Raw genomic sequence first — 17,959 nt, 5'->3', positions numbered from 1 at the left:
CGGGCGACGAATGACTATCAGAGTGATCGGTTCAAACCATCAGCTTTGCTGTTTGAGGACAGTCGATCCGTTTGTCCTCTGAACGGGGTCTATCTGCCGGGTGCGGGACTGGCCTCCGTTGAAGTTGATGATCTTTTCATCCGCACTCGCTCACGGAGGTCCGCGAAGATGCCACAACTGGAATTGGACCCGGTCAGTACCGTTGAACGCGGCTGCCTGCCCCATTCGATAGAGTCTGACGTTCGGCGAGCACTCCTGAGTACCTGCGGGCTCAACTTCGCCTCACTGGTTGTTCGCCGGATTCCGAACGGCGTCTGCCTTGAAGGAGTGCTGACCCGCTACACTCCGGACGAAGATGTTGCCGCGGCGGCTCAGTCCGTCGAAGGCGTGGTCGACGTCCAGAACCATCTGCTTTTGTGCAACACGGACGAATGATGCTTCGGTGACACTGGTGAACGGCGCCGTTGTTATTCCGCGAGCAGAACAGGGTCGCACCTTCCGGCTTGCGGGAACAGGGACAGCGATGAGTGTCGGTTCCTGCCACTTTCGAAGTCACTGACGTGGCCCGGTGTTCCTGTTGGAGCCGGGCTTTTTTTGTGCCGCATTTCATTCGTGTGACGCGCCGCTGACACCGCTGAGTTGAGGTTACTGACTTGAGGTCACTGAGTTGATTCAACGCCTGCTGGTGTGCGAGTTCCTGCATGCCGACCGCGCCGCATTTTCCGCAGCGCCTGTGTCGCTCAGAAGTGAGGGTCGTCAGATGCTTGCGGCGGTGTTGTCGGATGCCGCGCGGATCTCCGATCTGGATGTTGCCGTCCTGCTGTGCCCGGAAGCCGCCGAGAGTCTGAAACAGGATCTGTTGGCGTGTTCCGCGAGTCCTCTTAATCCGCACCTGCGGCAGCCGTTCCTGAACTCGTTGGTTTCCGCGGCGGACGATCGCGACGCCGTTCTGCTGATCGCTCCGGAATCGGAAGGATGCCTGTTGCAGCTTTGTCGTGAGCTCCGGGCGGCCGGTCATCGTGTGCTGCTGCCTCCGACGGGAACAGTTGCCGTTTGCAGCGACAAGCTTGTCTGTGCCGATGCTCTTTCAGATGCCGGGCTGCCGGTTGTTACGACCGTTGAGCCAACAAACGCATTACTTGCGACGCTGCCGTCATCGGTGGTGTTGAAGCCGCGCTTTGGCTGCGGCTGCGAAGGAATTCGACGCTGTCAGCGTGAAGAACTCGATGGCTGGTTGAACGCAGCTATCGGCGCGTCGTCAGAATTCGTAGCTCAGCCGTACTGCGAAGGAGACTGGTTCTCGATTGCGTTCATCGGTTGCGGTTCGCAGGCTGCACCGCTGATCCTGCCGCTGGCTGAACAGTACATCCGCTGGACGAAGACAGGGCCGCTGTATTGCGGCGGCCGCGTTCCGGCTTGTGTTCCGTCGATCATGCATGAACAGGCCCGTTCCATTGCAACAGCCGTTGCATCCGTGATTCCGCCGGTTGACGGTTACCTTGGCATCGACCTGTTTCTTGCCACTGGTTCCGGGGCACTGCAAATCATGGAAGTGAATCCACGATTGTGTACCAGCTACACCGGGTATCGGAAGCTCACCGATGACAATCTGCTGTCGCGAATCCTGCAGCGGCATCGCGATACTGCGATGGCATGGAAACCAACCGCTGTGGAGTTCACGACATCGGCGGCAGTGGTCGATTGAGCTCCCGTCGCTGACTGATGCGTGCGAACGGGCAGTGATCTGCATTTCAGGAACCGGCACCGTTCTGCTGTCGTTCGCTGATGAGCACCCAGGCGGCGACAGTGACCAGATGAATGACGCTGGCCCAGCCAAGCCATCGCAAATAGTCGGGCATTCTCGTCAGGTATTGTTCGTACCCGCCTCGCACGACCCAGAACGGCAACACAAGCTGAAACAGCAGTGTTGCCAGAGCCACGGCGCCCACAGCCTTCAGCCATGCGGGGCGAGCCGGCCGGACGCGAACCTGCGATGCGGAAGTCCGCGACCGGTCCGATTCCTGTTCAGCGACTGTTGCGGTCGCTGCCGATCGGGCTCCCGCCATGGACGCCATTACCGTGTAAAGCACCGCGGCAACAAACCACAGCGGAATCGCGATGAAGAATTCGTGGATTGCCTTCGAAAACCACAGCCCCAATGCAATCGCCACAGTGATCACCCACGCCGCCAGTGCCGGCCAACTGACAGATCTGCCCGTTGTGCTGAACCAATACTGTCGCAGACCGATGCGGGGAAACAGCCAGTGCTCGACGAACACGATCGCACCGACCGGTGACAGCAGGATTCCGAACAGTGCCACAAAGCTCAGCAACTTGCCGAACACAAACGGAAAGCAGGCGACGATGGTTGTCGCAACGCCGACCAGCAGCGTTACCAGCCATCGCGGCCAGCCGGGAGTCACGGCCTGCAGAGCCAGCCCCGCTCGGTACAGCGTGGGATTCGACGTCGCCCAGCCGGCAAGTGTCACGGCCAGGATGCCAGCCAGTCCGAGAGCCTGGTACGCGACGCCTCCGGCATCCAGATTCGGCAGCGGTTTCGACAGAACAAGCGCGGCCGCGGCGCCCATGACTCCGGCACACACCCATGCCAGATAATGTCCCAGATACATGCCGCAGGCGGAATACAGTCCGTACGACGCTCGTGGTGCATATCGCAGAACGGCCATGTCGGACAGGCCCACATGAAACGCGAGGTTGCAGATCAGTGCGAACGCCGCGACGTGCCACATTCCCATTACCGAATCCGGCCGTTTCACCCAGATCTGTTCCTGGGCGATTCGCCAGAGATTTGATGCGTCAGCAACGCTTTCCAGTTCGAGTGCGTTCGCCAGAACAGGCAGCATCCCCAGCGCACCGGCGAAGAACATGACGAACAGCCAGGGCACGCAGACTTCTGAAAACTGAGCCAGCCGCTTGAATCCCAGAATTGCCACGCTGACGACGACGGCTCCCACGATCAGCACGATGAACACGAACCGAACGTCCTGCGGATACCACATCGTCTGTTCGGGAATGCCGAACGGAATGCGGATGGCCGACGCGGACACCGTGATCATCGTTCCGGACAGGACGCAGAACAGCAGAGCGTTCAGCACGTTGTAGGCCGCGGTGACTCCCGGCCCGGCGATCTTGCGAAGATACCAGTACAGCGTCAGCCGCGTTCTGACGGCGATCGGCGCGCAAACCAAAGTCCACGCCAGTACAGCCAGAGCGTTCCCGATCAGCAGCCCAAACAGCACATCCGCGGCGCTGGCTCCCCAGTCGACGAAGGCCGCTCCGATGACAAATTCCGTGCCCGCGACGTGTTCTCCCGCGAACAGCGCCGCGAAGTGTTTTCCACTTTCCAGTTTGTCTTCGGAAACCGGTTCCCGTTCGAATTCGTAAAGCTTGTCAACTCGTTCAGTAAGCGACGCCGCGGCGGTTGTTTCGTCGAGTGATTCGTTCAAGTCTTGTGTCTCCGAGTACTTCCGCTGTTTGACCCGAAATCGATGGAGCCCACCGTTTGCACCGCGCGGTCTGCGTCGGGCTTTGCCGTCGGACCTGTTCAAACGGCGCTATTCCGCTGCTGCAGTCACCAGCGGTGCGGTGAAGTTGTATGTTCCCGAACCCAGCTTCACCACCACCGCATCGGACGAAGTTTCCAGCACCGGAATCCCGGAACTCTCACCAATCGCCCTGCCTGATTCGCGAACTCGATCCGGCGAAGTTGTCGGCACCCGGGCTGTCGCGGACGTGTTCGGCGGCACAACAACCTTCCAGTGAAACTGACCATCGGCACGGTTCCAGTCGCTTTCGATGCGACCGTACGTGGATTCGTGAGACGCTCTGACCCATGTCAGATCGCCGACGGGTCGCGGTTTCAGGATGATGTGCCTGAAGCCGGGGTTGTCCGGGTCGTAGTTGATTCCGCCGAGTGTCTGATAACACCACGCTTCGAAGTTTCCGGAAAGAATCTTCTGACTCTCGCCGTTCATGCCGCCGTCCTGAGTGTCCGTGTCCCACCGTTCCCAGGACGTCGTTGCGCCCTTGCTGATCATGTATCCCCAGCTCGGACGGTCCGTTCGAGTGGCAATCGTGTACGCCACATCCGGGCGGCCGATGTTCGTGAGCACCTGCATCTGCCACTGAGTTCCGATCAATCCGACTGACGTGTGACCGTTGTGAGTCACCAGAATGTCGCGGATGAGATTGTCGATCACCCGCTGCCTCACATCGTCAGGCACCAGTCCGAACGCCAGCGGCAGCACTGCCGAACACTGCGTCGCGCTTTCATACGTTCCGGAAGCGTCGTCGAAGAAGCGAGCGTTGAAGCCCCGGTAGATTCGGTCGGCGAGTTCCCGGAAATACTTTTCGTCGTCCGGGCGGCCTGTCAGCCGCGCCGCTCGTTCGACAATCCGGCAGTTGTTGTACAGATACGCGGTCGCCATCAGCGGACGCGAAGTCGCTCCGAAGTTGCGGCTGTTGGCTCCGATCGAAGCGGTGTCGACCCAGTCGCCATACGTGCAGTGATCCATCGTGTCGTCCGGCTTCAGGTTGGCACGCTCGTGATACAGCACGAAGCGCTTCATCAGGTCATAGTTGTCGACCAGCAGACGATCGTCGCCGTAGAAGTTGTAGTACCAGTCGGGAATCACCGTCACGACGCTGGGCCAGATGATGTCTCTGCCGTTGAATTTCCAGTACGGTGGCAGGATTTCCTGCAGGCTGCCGTCGCCCCCCTGATGTTCGCGATAGTTGTGCAGAAAATGTTCGTAGAACCGGGCGACGTTAAACGCCCAGCCTTCGCTTTCGGACGTTTTGGCCGGATGACCGGACCACGGCATGCGTTCGTCGCGGTCCGGTTCCATCGGCACGCTGCGATTCTGCAGGCGGGTTCCCCAGCGAGCATTCAGATACACGCGGTTCACCAGATCATTGGAACATTCGAACTTACCGACGGCAGCGTGATCCGTGTGAGTCACCAGACCGGCGAAGTTGTCCGCGGTCGGCGTTCCCGGGAAACCCTCAACCTGCACCCAGCGAGTCGCATTGCCTCGAAAACGCGGATGCCAGGTTTCGTTTCCGCCGCCCTTCAGTGTGTAGACATCGGTGTTGCGGGCACTGCGGTCGTTGATGAAATTCAGAGTCCCGCCGGGCAGGACATTGAAGCTGGTCCGCATGGAAATTCGCGTGCCGGCCGGACCGCTGACGTTCAGCCGAACGACTCCGTAAAACGCCTGACCAAAGTCGACCATCCAGATGCCCGGCTTTGCTTCCAGGATCCGCACCGGTTTCAGGACTTCGGTTACGCGAATCGGCTCGACCATCTGCGCTTCAAGGCGGCCGCCCGGCGACGGAACAACCTCCGCCGGTCGCCATCCGGAATCGTCAAAGCCCGGTTCGGACCAGCCGGGCATTTCCATCGTGGCGTCATATTCCTCGCCGTCGAATTCGTTGCTGGCACGCAGCGGGCCGTCCGTTGTCAGTTTCCAGGACTCGTCGGAAACGATCGTCTGAACGCTGCCGTCAGCATACTCCAGTTGAATCTGCCCGATCATTTGCGGATACCCGTACGAGTGCATCGGCATGGGATTCTGCGATCTCGGCGCGAAGAACCTGCCGTTGCTGAGGATGACTCCGACGGCATTCGTTCCGGAACGCATCGCGTCGGTCAGGTCAAATGTCACGTACAGATCCCGCTTGTCGTACCCGGTCAGAGCCGGATTCATCAACTGGTCGCCGATCAGCCTGCCGTTGACATGCAGGTCGAAAAAACCCAGCCCGCAGATGGACGCGGTCGCGCGCCGGATTGTCTTGTCGGCGGCCGTTTCGAATTCCCGCCGCAGGTATCGACCGGGAAGACGGCGATGCTCCGACGTCCAGCGGTCGTTCCACGGAATTCCCCAAGGGCTGATTCCCGCCTTTCCGAGTTCCATCGCGGCGACCCATTCGGAATTGGAAAACTCAGCCGACTGCCAGCCGTCCGCCACCGACTTGGCGGACTTCCAGTCGCCGTCGGAAAGCACAACCATTGGTTCACCGGAATCGAACTCCACTCGCAGCGCACCAATCCAGCCGCTCGGATTGGCGGGCACGTCGGCCGCGCCGTTTGTCAGGGCAACTGCCAGGTGATTCTCACCTGGTTTCAATTGCCCCGTCAGATCGACGCCGATGAGCGACGGATGTCCGCGACCAATACCCGCCAAAACGTCGTTCACGTAAAAGGAAACAACATCGTCCCCGGCAAACAGGCACACGGCACGAACAACTCTGCGATCCGCCGGCAAAGTCACGTTGCGACGAAAGTAGCGAGTTTCAACGGGAGCGTCCTGAGCCGCGTTACCTTCCGGATACCACAGCCAGTTGGCGGCTTTGATATCGGCAGTGTCAATCGAATCGTCATGGGACTCATTGAGCCCGATCCACTTCGCGTCCTTCCATGCCTCGGCAGCCAGCAGGCCCATCGACCAGAACGCGGGAGAACTCCATGCGGAAACATTGCCATCCTGATCCCACACCTGCACCTTCCACCAGTACTGCTGGCGCGATTCCAGCGGCCTGCCGTCGTAACGGACAAGCTGCGACTGATCGGATTCCACCCGACCGGAATCCCAGACGTCGCCCTGATCGCGATTGAGCAACTCCGCATCACTGGCTACCAGAATCCGGTACGCCGACTGACGCTGATTGCGGAGCGTGTCGACGGCAGGCATCAGCTTCCAGCTCAGCCGGGGACGCACATCATCAATGCCTCGCGGATCGATCAGGTGTTCGCAGCTCAGGCCCGAAACTTTCAGTCCGGCGCCCATCGTGTCCGACGCGAATGCCAGGATGAGAAGCAACGCAAGCCCGAAGTATCGCATGTTCCACCCACATTCCGGCCTTACCAGCCGGCCCTGTTTTCTGCCTGAAGAGTGGTCCGTGAAATTCTGCCGCTGTGGCGCGATGAATTCACCGTCGGACTGTGGTCCGCGAGGCGTGCGCATCGACGACAGACTGACGCGGAAAAGTTCCGCGTGATAATACAGAATGATTACCGATAGCGGCAGGAACAGGATCGGCACGCACCGGAGACCCCTGTGACCAGCCGAACCCGGGATCGGCCACCATGCAGACCACGACACCCGGATCACATGCGATCCGTGCAAAGAGCCACGTCTCCCGCACAGAAGGTCCGCCATGGTTCGCGCGGCCCAAAGGTTTCCGGCATTCTTTGCAGTCCGCGCGTTGTGGGGAGTTCACAACGGATGCTGTCAGCGCGGGCGACACGCAGGATGTCGCGGTGACGGCTGGTGCATAGTTCTGGTTGGTTCACCGAGCTAGAATTCAGCGGCGCCGTGTACAGCGCTGAATGGCCGATCGCCGGAACGGATCCGGTGGCTTTCCGAAGAATTCTGTGAACTGTCGACCGGGGAAATCATGATTATTGAGAAGCAGTACAAGTTCTACGCCGCCCATCGCAACGAAACGCTGCGCGACAAATGCAGTAATATTCACGGGCACCGTTACGGTCTGCGAGTTCACTTCGAGGTCGAGCGGGAAGGCGACATCAGCACGCTGTTCGGTGATTTCGACGCAAAGATGGAACCGTACCTGTTGCAGAACTTCGATCACGGGATGCTGATCAATCGCCACGATCCGCTGTATGAAACATTGCAGGATCACTGCCGCCGGACAGGCGAGAACCTGCGGCTGAAGGTTCTGGACGGTCCGACAAGTGTCGAGAACCTGGCGTGGGTCATGTTTACGGAAATCACGGAAATGGGTTTTCGTCTGGATCGCATCGAAATTCAGGAAACCGACACGTCCACGATCATTTACACACGTGAAGACTGGGTTCGCGACAATCGCTACTTCGCGGCGGAACACGCGGAAACACAGAAGTCATAACGGCCGCAAATTCAGCCGAATGGCGGATCCCGGCGACTTATTCCATCGAATTCCTGCGCCCGAAGCGTGCCGACGGCGGGACACAAGCGACCTTTCTCCGCTGCTGCTGAATGAACATCGCTGCGTGATGTCGTATGCTGTGCGGCATGAGTTACACGATCGTCGGCGTCATTGGGCACATAGATCACGGCAAGACGTCGCTGGTGCGCGCGCTGACCGGGACCGACACCGATACTCACCCTGAAGAAAAACGCCGCGGCATCACGATTGATCTGGGTTTCGCCGCGGTCCGCGACGGCGACCGGGAATTTGCTTTCATCGATGCTCCCGGACATCAGAAGTACATCGGCAACCTGCTGGCGGGAGTCTCCGCCGTGGATGTGGGCCTGCTGGTTGTCGCGTGCGATCAGGGCATTCAGCAGCAGACTCTGGAACACGCGTCGATCCTGCAAATGCTCGGCGTGCCGAAACTCATCGTGGCCATCTCGCGAATTGATCTGTCGACCGAAGACGCTCTGCACGAACTGACGGAAGAGCTGGAAGTGTTTCTGGCCGACTTCGGGTTCAGCGATTTTCCGATTGTTCCGCTGTCGTCGGTGACGGGTGAAGGGCTGGACGAACTGCGGAACGCTCTTCGTCAGGCGGCTCGCACGTCGCTTCGCAGCGCCGATGGTTTCTTTCGGATGCCCATTGACCGCGTTTTCAGTGTTCCCGGCCGAGGCTGCGTGGTGGCCGGTACAATCTGGAGCGGCACGGTCGGCATCGGAGACACGCTGGAATGGCGACCGGCCGGCGCAGCAGCCCAGGCTCCGGCGAATGTCCGCGTGCGGGAGCTGGAAGTTCACGGAGAAAGCGTCACAAAATCCGTCGTCGGACGTCGCACCGCCATGAACGTCACCGGCGTGGACACGCACCTGGTGAAACGCGGCGACGAACTGGTCGCACCCGGACTGTTTCCCGTGTCGCGAAATCTGATCGTGGAAATCCGGACGTTCGCCGACGCGCCTTCGTTGCGATGCCCGGCGACGGTTCAACTGCATACCGCCACGACCGCGGATTCGGCAAGGATCAGCGGCATCAAGCGACTGGAAGCCGGGCAACAAGTGATCGCCTTCGTCGAAACGCAGTACCCCGTCGTTGCGACGTTTGGCCAGAAAGTTCTGCTGCGACTGCCGTACCCGATCGGTTCCTTTGGCGGAGGTCGTGTGCTGGCAGTTCTTGACAGCGGCATTCGGCAAAAGCGCCGAATGCTTGACGACGCGCTGCCGCTTGGTGACGCCGATCCGGCGATTCGTCTGGCGGCGCTGGTGCAACTCGATGGTGAAGTCGATGTCGATCCGATCCGGTTCGAGCTGCAGCTTGGGATTCCCAGTCGTTCCTGCGACGAAATTGTCGAGCAGACTGTCGCGCTGAAGTCCGTGCTCATGCCCGTCGAAGGTCGACTGGTTTCGCGCGCCGCCGCCGACCGGGTTCGCAGTCGGGCGCTGGCGCTGCTGGCTCAACAGGCGGAGGATTCGCCGAATGCCTGGTGTGTGGAAGCGTCGCTGATTCAGCAACTTCGGCCGCTGGGTTCGGCCGGAATTGTGCAGTGGGCACTGCGTTCTCTGCAGGACGAGAATCTGGTGGTTCGTCTGGGAAGCCTGCTGGCACTGTCAACGGGGGAGAATGCTCTTTCCAAACGTCAGCGTTCGCGGCTGGACCAGATTGTTGAGATGTTTCGCGGCAACCGGGCGTCACCGACGACAAAGGAAATCGCGAACAAACTGGAAATTTCCACCGACGCCGTTGCGTCACTGATCCGCTTCGCCGTAGAACAGAGAATCGTGATTGATGTCGGCGGCGGTTTCATGATCTCTGCGGATACGTTTCGAGAACTGTGCGGCGAACTCAAGCTGTTGTTTGATGAGCAGCCGGAACGCTCCGTCGCCGACATCCGGGACTGCTGGCAGGTGACTCGCAAACACGCCATTCCGTTTCTGGAATACTGCGATCGCATCGGCGTGACACAGCGATCAGGAGATGTCCGAATGGCCGGACCACAGCTGATGGAATTTGTGCCGGAGCAATCCGTTGAACAGCGCTGACCGACTGCGGAAGCTTCCGTCGGTCGACGGAATCCTGAAGTGCGGGGAACTCGCCGACCTGCGCGATCGATTCGCCCATCCTCTGCTTTCGGAATGGGTGCGTGCCGCTGTTGAAGCGTGTCGACAGAATCTGCTGAACGGCGCGGAACTCGATGACGACGCGACGCGACAGTTCGTGTTGCGGGAAGTTCGGCTGCAGGCGGAATGCGACGACGGACAGTTGCAGCGACACGTCATCAACGCCACCGGTATCCTGCTGCACACGAATCTCGGTCGAGCACCGCTGGCGGATCGCGCGATCGCCCGGATGAACGACGCGGCCGCGTACGCCAGCGTGGAACTGAACCTGCAGACCGGTCGTCGCTGCCGTCGCGGCGAACGGGCGATGAAGCTGCTCGCGACTCTGGCCGGCTCCGACGACGCTCTGGTCGTTAACAACTGTGCGGCCGCCACGATGCTGGTTCTGCACGGAACGGCGGCCGGTCGCGAAGTCGTGATTTCGCGAGGCCAGCTTGTCGAAATCGGCGGAGGATTTCGCCTGCCGGAAGTCTTCGCGGCGGCCGGAGTCACGCTGAAGGAAATCGGTACCACCAACCGTACTTACCTGCACGACTACGAACGTGCCATCAGCGAAAACACGGGCGCTGTCATCCGCGTGCATCGCAGCAACTTTCGTCAGACAGGCTTTGTGACAGAACCGTCCATTCAAGAACTGGCCGCGATGCAGCGACCGGCGGACTTGCCCGTAATCGACGATGTTGGCAGCGGCTGCATACATGACCTCACCGCATTCGGCCTGCAGGAACCGACAGTGTCCGCAAGTGTTCGAGCCGGGGCCAATGTGACGCTCTTCAGCGGTGATAAGTTGTTCGGCGGGCCTCAGTGCGGAATCATTGTCGGTCGACAGAAATGGATTGATCGGCTGCGGTCCAGTCCGCTGATGCGAGCCATCCGGGTCGACAAGCTGACGCTGGCGGCGCTGGAAGCCACAACGGAAGTTCATCTCTCCGGAAACGCGTTTGGCGAACTGCCGCTATTGAAGATGCTGTCGAAAGATTTGTCCGCGATTCGTGCGGAGTGCGAAGCAATTGTTGCGGCTCTGAAATCGACGCACGCGGCGCTGTTCGTCGACGTCGTCGAATGCGATGCCGAAATCGGCGGCGGCTCCGTCCCCGGTTTCACGATTTCCAGTTGCGCCATCAGAGTCAGAGGATCAGCCGATGGGACAACGTTCGATCCGGACGCGATCGCGAAGCGGCTTCGAACGGGACGCCCCGCAATTCTGCCGAGAATCTCTGAAGATGCCCTGCTGCTGGACCTGCGAACCGTCGCGGACGCCGAGTTTCCGGCTCTGACCGAACGCCTGCGAGCCGCGCTTGCCGGTTGCGTCTCGGGTGGAGCGTAGTCGGATGCAGGAACGCCTGAGCAGCCGGCATGTGGTACTGCTGGGAGTCGGACACACAAACGCTCACGTCGTACGCATGTGGGGCATGAATCCCGTTCCGGACGCCGACCTGACGTGCATTTCAGAATTCGGCGTCGCGACATATTCCGGAATGCTGCCTGCGGTGCTGGCCCGTCAGAGACCCCGGCATGAAATGGAGATTGATGTTGTGAGGTTGTGCCGGTCGGTGAACGCTCGGCTGATCCTCGGACAGGTCACGGGCATCGATCATTCTCGGCGGGAAATTCTGTTCAACGACCGACCGGCCATTCCCTTCGACGTGTTGTCTGTTGGAATCGGTTCCGTGCCGACGACCGACGGAGTCGCGGTCCGCGGAAGTTCGATGGTGGCGATCAAACCGATGCAGACCTTCCAGAACCGGCTTGCGGCCTGCATCGCCTCACTTCCCGGCGCCGATGCCGGTGAACCACTGCGGCTGACTGTTGTCGGCAGCGGTGTCGCCGGTGTGGAGATCGCGTTCTGCGCACCGGCGTTCATTCGAACACTGACGCAGCGGCCGCTAAAGCTGATCATGGTGACGCGCAGCGACTCGATCATGCCAGGCGTCACGCAGGGCACGCGACGGCGGACCGAACAGCATCTGCAGCATCGGGGAATTGAAGTCACGTGCGGCCGGACGGTGACCGCAGTCGAACCTGGCCACGTTGTGCTCGACGACGGAACGACTCGCGACGCCGATGTTGTGATCTGGGCGACGGGTGCGGCCGCGCCGCCGATACTGCGGTGTCTGGATCTGCCGACGTCTCAGCAGGGATTCCTTCTGACAGACGCCTCCCTTCAATGCCTGGACACGCCTTCCGTGTTCGCGGTCGGCGATTCCGGCACCATTCAGGGAGCGGAGCTGCCGAAGGCCGGAGTCTACGCCGTCCGGCAGGGACCCGTTCTTTGGGAAAATCTGCAGCGTGCGCTCAGCAATCGGCCGCTGACGTCGTACGTTCCGCAGCGATCATTTCTGAAGCTCATCAACCTCGGCGACGGCACCGCCATCGGACAATGGAAAGGCCTGTCGTTTTCCGGTGGCTGGGTGTGGAAGCTGAAGGATTCCATCGACACACGATTCATGGAAATGTACCGGCCGAAAGGTTCGATGCTGCATGACGGCTTACCAATGCAGTGCCGTGGCTGTGGTTGCAAGCTGGAAGCCGATGCGCTCGACAGGGCACTTGCGAATACCGTGAGTCCGGACGATGCCGCTGAAATCGGAGGCGACGATTCCGGACAGCTTCTGGCATCAACGGACTTCTTTTCCAGCCCGTTCGACGATCCCTGGCTGTTCGGACGAGTGGCCGCTCTGCACGCAGCCAGTGACCTGGTCGCATCCGGAGCCGCGGTGACGCACGCTCTGGCAAACGTCGTTGTACCGGAAGGCAGCAGTCGCGATCAGCAGCGCGTCCTCCGCGATTTTCTCAGCGGCGCTCGAAGGGAATTCAGCGCAATGCGCGCGGAGGTCGTTGGCGGTCACACGATCGTCGGTCCTCGCTTCGAAGCCGGGTTTACGGTTTTCGGTCGAACAATCGGCACGACTCCGCTGCGAAAAAACGCCCTTCGCGCCGGTGATCAGTTGTGGCTGACGAAATCTCTGGGCATCGGAATCCTGCTGGCCGCGCACATGCGAAGCCGATGTTCCGCTGCACATTACGAATCGGTGATAAGGACGATGCTGCAGCCTCAGCACGCTCTTGCCGCTGCAGCCGTCCGTTCCGGGGTCGCTGCGGCCACGGATGTGACGGGCTTCGGACTCGCCGGTCACCTGCTGGAGATGCTTCACGCAAGCCGCCTGGCGGCAGACTTATGGCTGACCGCACTTCCTTTGCTTGACGGCGTCGCGGAACTCGTGTCGCAGGGAATCGAAAGCAGTCTGGCTCCCGGCAATCGAGTTCGCGAATCGCAGATCGCTGTAACTGACACTGTGCGGGCGGATCCTCGCTACGCCGTCCTGTTCGACCCGCAGACGTGCGGAGGCCTGCTGCTCGGTGTGCCGCAGCAGAACGCGGCCGACTTTCAGTCTGCCATGGTGACCGCTGGTTTCGAGGACTGTGTCCGCATCGGCGAAGTGCGGGGATCGGATGCCGCCACAGCACTGATCGCCATCCGGTGAAACTCGGCCGTCGCGATCGCCCGCTGCCGCGACCGGCTACGCGGCAATGATCGCGTCATCAGACAGTTCCGTCAGCGTTCCGGACCGCACGACATGGAACGTACTTTCCAGGTCGATTAGCCGGCGCTACTTCAGATTCAGCCGAGAAACGATTCCGGCAGCATCACGAAATCCAAGCATTCCACCGACCGCCTTTCCGCTCCTGAAGTAACGCACGTCCGGAATGGTGCTCACCTGGAAATACTGCGCCAGACCAATGTGCAAATCCACGTCGACCGTGACGACCAGTACCTGATCCGGAAACTCAACGGCAATAGATTGCAGTTCCGGGTCTAGCTGTCGACAAGGCCCGCACCAGTCGGCACGGAAGTCAACCAGAACAATGCGGTCAGGGTCCGCCAGGGCTTCTGAAAGGCGAATCTGCCTGTGCTGGACGCTTCCGTCAGAGGCAACCGCGATCTGCTCAACGACCGCATCAGGCGCGGCGTCCGCTTCTACCAGCGGCGCCGAAACTTCGCAGCCGACCAACGACATCGACGCAGCCAACAGCAAGACAACAGCAGGTATCGGACGAATCACCGTTGCCGTGGACCGAAACAATCCGTGCATCATGCCGCCTTTGTCGAAAGTCTGAACGAAAATCAGGACAAGTCCGCAGACAACAGACGTTCGCCCGCGAAAGTGTATCAGAATGACGTTCCTGAGATTGCCCGCCTTACGAGAAATGCCATCGTCACTTGCCGGTCGCGAATTCGTGGTCGTCGACGACGTTCACATCATTCCTCAGCGGGAAACGCGAAAACGCGGTTTGGAAAGAAATCCGGTTGAGCCTATACTGTTCGCCTGACTGAAATCACCCTGTCGCGACGGCGGCCGGGGCTATGTTCTCACCGTTCGGCCGTTTGCCGACGCAACGTCTTCATAAGACTCACAGGAGAATCCTTCGATGAGCGTTACTCTTACGGAAAATGCCGCCAGCGAAATCAAGCGCGTGATGCAGGAACAGAACCGCCCGGAACTGAAATACGTTCGCGTTGGCGTGGTCGGCGGCGGCTGCAGTGGATTCCAATATGCATTCGACTTCACGAATTCCTATGACGAAACGACCGACCTGATCTCCGAACACCATGGTGTGGGTGTCGTCGTCGATAAGAAAAGCGATCTGTTTCTGGACGGCACGACGATCGACTTCTACACCGGCCTCGAAAAACGCGGCTTCACGTTTAACAACCCGAACGCCGTAAAAAGCTGCGGATGCGGCAGCAGCTTTTCGGCATAGCCGGCACCAAAAAGTCCCGCTTACGACAAAACGGCTGCTGAGCGCTTCGTGCTCGGCAGCCGTTTCTCTTTTCGCAGCATCAGGGCAATGCAGCGGCACGCTGCGATATCCGCTATCCCTTCAACACTTTGTCGATTGTCTCGCGAAGAACACTGCCGCTCCTGGCCAGAGCGGTTTTTTCCTTCGACCACAAGTCGATCTCAATGTGGCTCTTTACGCCCGACCGACCCACGACGGTTGGAACCGACAGGCACACGTCGTTAAGCCCGTACGCTCCGTTCTGAAGACTGCTGATCGGCAGGATGCGGTCGTCATCCAGAGCGATGCTGTGAACAACATCGGCAATCGAAACACCGACGGCAAAGCCCGCTCCCCCCTTCTTCTTGATGACTTCCGCACCGCTGCCGCGAGTCTTCTTTTCCACTTCGGCAATCAGCGCCGGGGTGACTCCGGGAAACTTCTCCAGTGGCAGGTTGGCAACCTGAGCCGCCGACCAGACCGGTACCATGCTGTCGCCGTGTTCACCGAATATCGTCACGTCGACCTGTGTTGATGCGACGTTAATTCGCTGAGCCAGCATGCTTCGCAGTCGTGTCGTGTCCAGCACGGTACCCAGACCGATGACCTGCCCCGCCGGAAGAGAAAGATCCTTCACGGCAAGGTATGTCAGAACATCGACAGGATTGGACACGACAAGAACGATCGCGTCCTTCCGAATCCCGTGAACCCTGATGTCGGCCAAAATGTTCCGGAACAGCGCCACGTTTCTGTTGATCAGGTCCAGCCGGCTTTCATCCGGCTTTCGGCGCAGCCCTGCCGTGATCACGACGACATCGCTGTCAACAACCTGCTCCGTCCCGCCCGCCGTGATTCTCTGGGGAGCGACAAGTGACGAACCGTGCAGCAGATCCAGAGCCTGACCTTCGCAGAGTTCAAGATTCACATCGACCAGGGCGATTTCCCTGACGATCCTCCCCATCTGCAGAGCAAACCCGGCACACGAACCGACCAATCCTCCGCCGCCGATAATACTGACTTTCATCTGTTGCCTTCACTTTCCATTCCCGGCACGAAAGTGCCGCGTTGCTGCGTCTGTTGAAGAATTTGTGTCCGCCGCTGCGGGGCCTCATGCTCCATCGATCGGTGTATTCAGACGATAGATAACCGCCGTTGGCGAACGCAGGCTGTGAGTCGTCTGCTTGACAGTCACGGTGATCGCGGGCACTGCTATTTTCCGAGCGCTGCCAGCACCTGATTTGTGATCATCTGAACCAGATCCTCGTCTGCGGCCGGTGATGTTTCGCAGGTTGCGCCGCACGGCTCCTGCAGGTAACCGGGGTAGTCCGGTGCCTTCGGAAACGCCCGCTGCACGGGAATCTGCTCCCTATACCCTTCCCGAAACGCACTGTTTCCGCACAGGTCGCAGTTTTCGTTGTGGAAACGCGGATCGTCAAAGCCCAGCTTCTTCTTCAGATCCAGCAGTTCCCGGTTCTTCTGCTCATTCAGATACTGAACCGGCCCCAGTTGCTTCGACAGCAGCAGAATCCGGCAATAAGCGTCCAGGATTTCCGTCTTCCAATAGGCTTCCGTCAGATCCTTTCCGAAACTCACGGTGCCGTGGTTCTTCAGGATGATGGTGTTGGTCGCCTTCAAAAACGGCGTCACAGTCTCGGCGAAGCGCTGGTCACCGGGAGTTTCATAAGGAGCGATCGGAACTTCGCCCATAAACACTTCCACTTCCGGCAGGATACACTGCGGAATGGGTTCCCCGGCGACCGCAAAGGCCGTGGCATGCGGGGGATGACAATGCACAACCGCCTTTACGTCCGGCCGGTGGCGCATGATTTCCAGATGCAGCAGAACCTCACTTGTCCGCTTGCGTTTTCCTGCGATCTGCTTCCCCGTCATATCCACCGCGCAGATGTCTTCGGGCTTCATAAAGCCCTTGCAGATCATTGTCGGCGAACACAGGACCTCGTTGTCTCCAACGCGAATACTGATATTTCCGTCGTTGGCTGCTGCGAAGCCCTTGTTGTAAACGCGCCGACCGATCTCGCAGATTTCTTCCTTCAACGCTCGATCGTGAATTCCGCTGTTCCATTGATTTGGCATGAATCTGTTCTTTCAGTGTTGTGGTTCAATTCCGGTCGATATTCAGGTTGTCAATGATTGCCGCGTCGTAAGCGTCGATGGGCATTGTGTCCGGGTAGAATGCCGCAGCCGCTTCGGCGCTTTCGCTGACAGCCATCAGACTGCCGATGCCGGCTCCCAGTTCGTCAAATACCACGACTGGCTCCGTGCGTCCGGATTCACTGCCGCACAGTCCGCCATGCATCAGCGGAACCGCCAGTTTCCATGTCGCGCCGTTCAGCGATGCGTGACACCGTGACAGAGTCACTGTTCCGATACACTCCATGATTCTCACGTTCGTACTCCTTCCGGGACTTCCTTCCAGCTCGCCGGGACTTCTGGACTGCAGGCGGTGAACTGCCGCAGCAACTGCCACACGGCCGCCAGGCTCCAATGCTCTGGGGAGAAGCAGACAACGTTGGGATTCATCTGCCGCCAAATAGCATCCATACTGCAGTTCGAATTTACGACAGCCGCTCGCATCCCCCGATGCCGGTTGACCAGGCAGGCGACAATTCCGGGTTCACCGCCACAACAGGCGACGCGCGTCGTCGCTGCCATTGGAATCGCCCTGGCGGCTGCCTCGACTTCCGACGCGACCGAAACGCGCGACCAGCTCACCACTTTTGCGGCTGAATCGGCAAGAGCATCGCAGTTGATGGAAATCACCACGCCTGGAAGGTCGTTCCGAACCGGACTCCCTGCTCTGGTGACAACAACGCGATTGCGGCGCAAATAGTCGTACCCCGACGGCGTGATGACGGCCTTTCTGCCCAGCAATACCTGTCGCCCGACAATGCCGGCGTGTTCCAATACCGCTTCTGTAATGACACGGTCCGTCAGCGCGGCGATGGCGCCGGCGGGTTTGTCGTAACTCTTTGCGTGGTCCATTGCTGATGTTCCTGCCGAACCGCAGGAACAACGGCCACCTGGCGTCACACCACGGGCCCGAAGTGCCGTCAGGACGCTTTGAGTGATGCTTTCGAGTTGTTCACCTGTGACGTTCATTTCTG

14 protein-coding genes are annotated in these 17,959 nt (G+C 59.7%); 7 read left to right on the top strand and 7 right to left on the bottom strand.

What is annotated here, in order from left to right; genetic code table 11:
* The first annotated feature begins 168 nt into the window (after positions 1-168).
* Positions 169-435: a BON domain-containing protein gene (locus R3C19_18315; GenBank protein MEZ6062300.1), complete on the top strand. Its 267-nt coding sequence runs from the start codon at positions 169-171 to the stop codon at positions 433-435.
* Positions 436-667: 232 nt separating this feature from the next.
* Positions 668-1,705: an ATP-grasp domain-containing protein gene (locus R3C19_18310; GenBank protein MEZ6062299.1), complete on the top strand. Its 1,038-nt coding sequence runs from the start codon at positions 668-670 to the stop codon at positions 1,703-1,705.
* A gap of 46 nt (positions 1,706-1,751) precedes the next feature.
* Here R3C19_18310 and R3C19_18305 read toward each other — a convergent pair whose 3' ends face one another.
* Positions 1,752-3,467, bottom strand: coding sequence for a hypothetical protein (locus R3C19_18305; protein ID MEZ6062298.1), 1,716 nt, complete (start codon positions 3,465-3,467; stop codon positions 1,752-1,754).
* Between the two features lie 108 nt (positions 3,468-3,575).
* The gene (locus R3C19_18300) at positions 3,576-6,863 is read right to left on the bottom strand and encodes a family 78 glycoside hydrolase catalytic domain (GenBank protein MEZ6062297.1); all 3,288 of its coding nucleotides are present in this window, start codon (positions 6,861-6,863) and stop codon (positions 3,576-3,578) included.
* A 556-nt stretch (positions 6,864-7,419) separates the two neighbouring features.
* Between R3C19_18300 and R3C19_18295 the strand changes: the two genes are divergently transcribed.
* The 4 genes from R3C19_18295 to selD all read left to right on the top strand — a co-directional run bounded on the left by R3C19_18295 (position 7,420) and on the right by selD (position 13,537).
* Positions 7,420-7,890, top strand: coding sequence for a 6-carboxytetrahydropterin synthase (locus tag R3C19_18295; protein ID MEZ6062296.1), 471 nt, complete (start codon positions 7,420-7,422; stop codon positions 7,888-7,890).
* A gap of 146 nt (positions 7,891-8,036) precedes the next feature.
* Entirely contained in the window at positions 8,037-9,974 is a 1,938-nt protein-coding gene (gene selB, locus R3C19_18290; protein MEZ6062295.1) for a selenocysteine-specific translation elongation factor, read from the top strand.
* Positions 9,961-11,379 (top strand): L-seryl-tRNA(Sec) selenium transferase, encoded by a 1,419-nt coding sequence (selA, locus tag R3C19_18285; protein MEZ6062294.1) that lies wholly within the window; start codon positions 9,961-9,963, stop codon positions 11,377-11,379. The genes selB and selA overlap by 14 nt, the downstream gene beginning before the upstream one ends.
* 4 nt (positions 11,380-11,383) lie before the next feature.
* A complete protein-coding gene (gene selD, locus R3C19_18280) occupies positions 11,384-13,537 on the top strand; it encodes a selenide, water dikinase SelD (protein ID MEZ6062293.1) in 2,154 nt (717 codons plus the stop codon).
* Between the two features lie 126 nt (positions 13,538-13,663).
* Here the strand turns inward: selD and R3C19_18275 are convergent, their stop codons facing one another.
* Positions 13,664-14,071, bottom strand: coding sequence for a thioredoxin domain-containing protein (locus tag R3C19_18275; GenBank protein MEZ6062292.1), 408 nt, complete (start codon positions 14,069-14,071; stop codon positions 13,664-13,666).
* Positions 14,072-14,483: 412 nt separating this feature from the next.
* On the opposite strand from R3C19_18275, the gene R3C19_18270 reads away from it, so the two are divergent.
* On the top strand, positions 14,484-14,816 hold the full coding sequence (locus R3C19_18270) for an iron-sulfur cluster assembly accessory protein (protein ID MEZ6062291.1): 333 nt from the start codon (positions 14,484-14,486) through the stop codon (positions 14,814-14,816).
* A 112-nt stretch (positions 14,817-14,928) separates the two neighbouring features.
* On the opposite strand, the gene R3C19_18265 is transcribed toward R3C19_18270, so the two are convergent.
* The 4 genes from R3C19_18265 to R3C19_18250 all read right to left on the bottom strand — a co-directional run bounded on the left by R3C19_18265 (position 14,929) and on the right by R3C19_18250 (position 17,837).
* Positions 14,929-15,858 (bottom strand): lactate/malate dehydrogenase family protein, encoded by a 930-nt coding sequence (locus R3C19_18265; GenBank protein ID MEZ6062290.1) that lies wholly within the window; start codon positions 15,856-15,858, stop codon positions 14,929-14,931.
* Positions 15,859-16,043: 185 nt separating this feature from the next.
* Positions 16,044-16,928 carry a class II aldolase/adducin family protein gene (locus R3C19_18260; protein ID MEZ6062289.1) on the bottom strand — a complete coding sequence of 295 codons (885 nt, stop codon included), beginning with the start codon at positions 16,926-16,928 and terminating at the stop codon, positions 16,044-16,046.
* A gap of 25 nt (positions 16,929-16,953) precedes the next feature.
* Complete coding sequence (locus R3C19_18255; GenBank protein MEZ6062288.1) at positions 16,954-17,232, bottom strand: EutN/CcmL family microcompartment protein; 279 nt, start codon at positions 17,230-17,232, stop codon at positions 16,954-16,956.
* A 5-nt stretch (positions 17,233-17,237) separates the two neighbouring features.
* Positions 17,238-17,837, bottom strand: coding sequence for a hypothetical protein (locus R3C19_18250; protein ID MEZ6062287.1), 600 nt, complete (start codon positions 17,835-17,837; stop codon positions 17,238-17,240).
* Positions 17,838-17,959 lie beyond the last annotated feature (122 nt).

Source organism: Planctomycetaceae bacterium, assembly GCA_041398785.1.
Classification (GTDB): domain Bacteria; phylum Planctomycetota; class Planctomycetia; order Planctomycetales; family Planctomycetaceae; genus JAWKUA01.
This window is presented reverse-complemented; position numbering and strand designations above follow the sequence as displayed.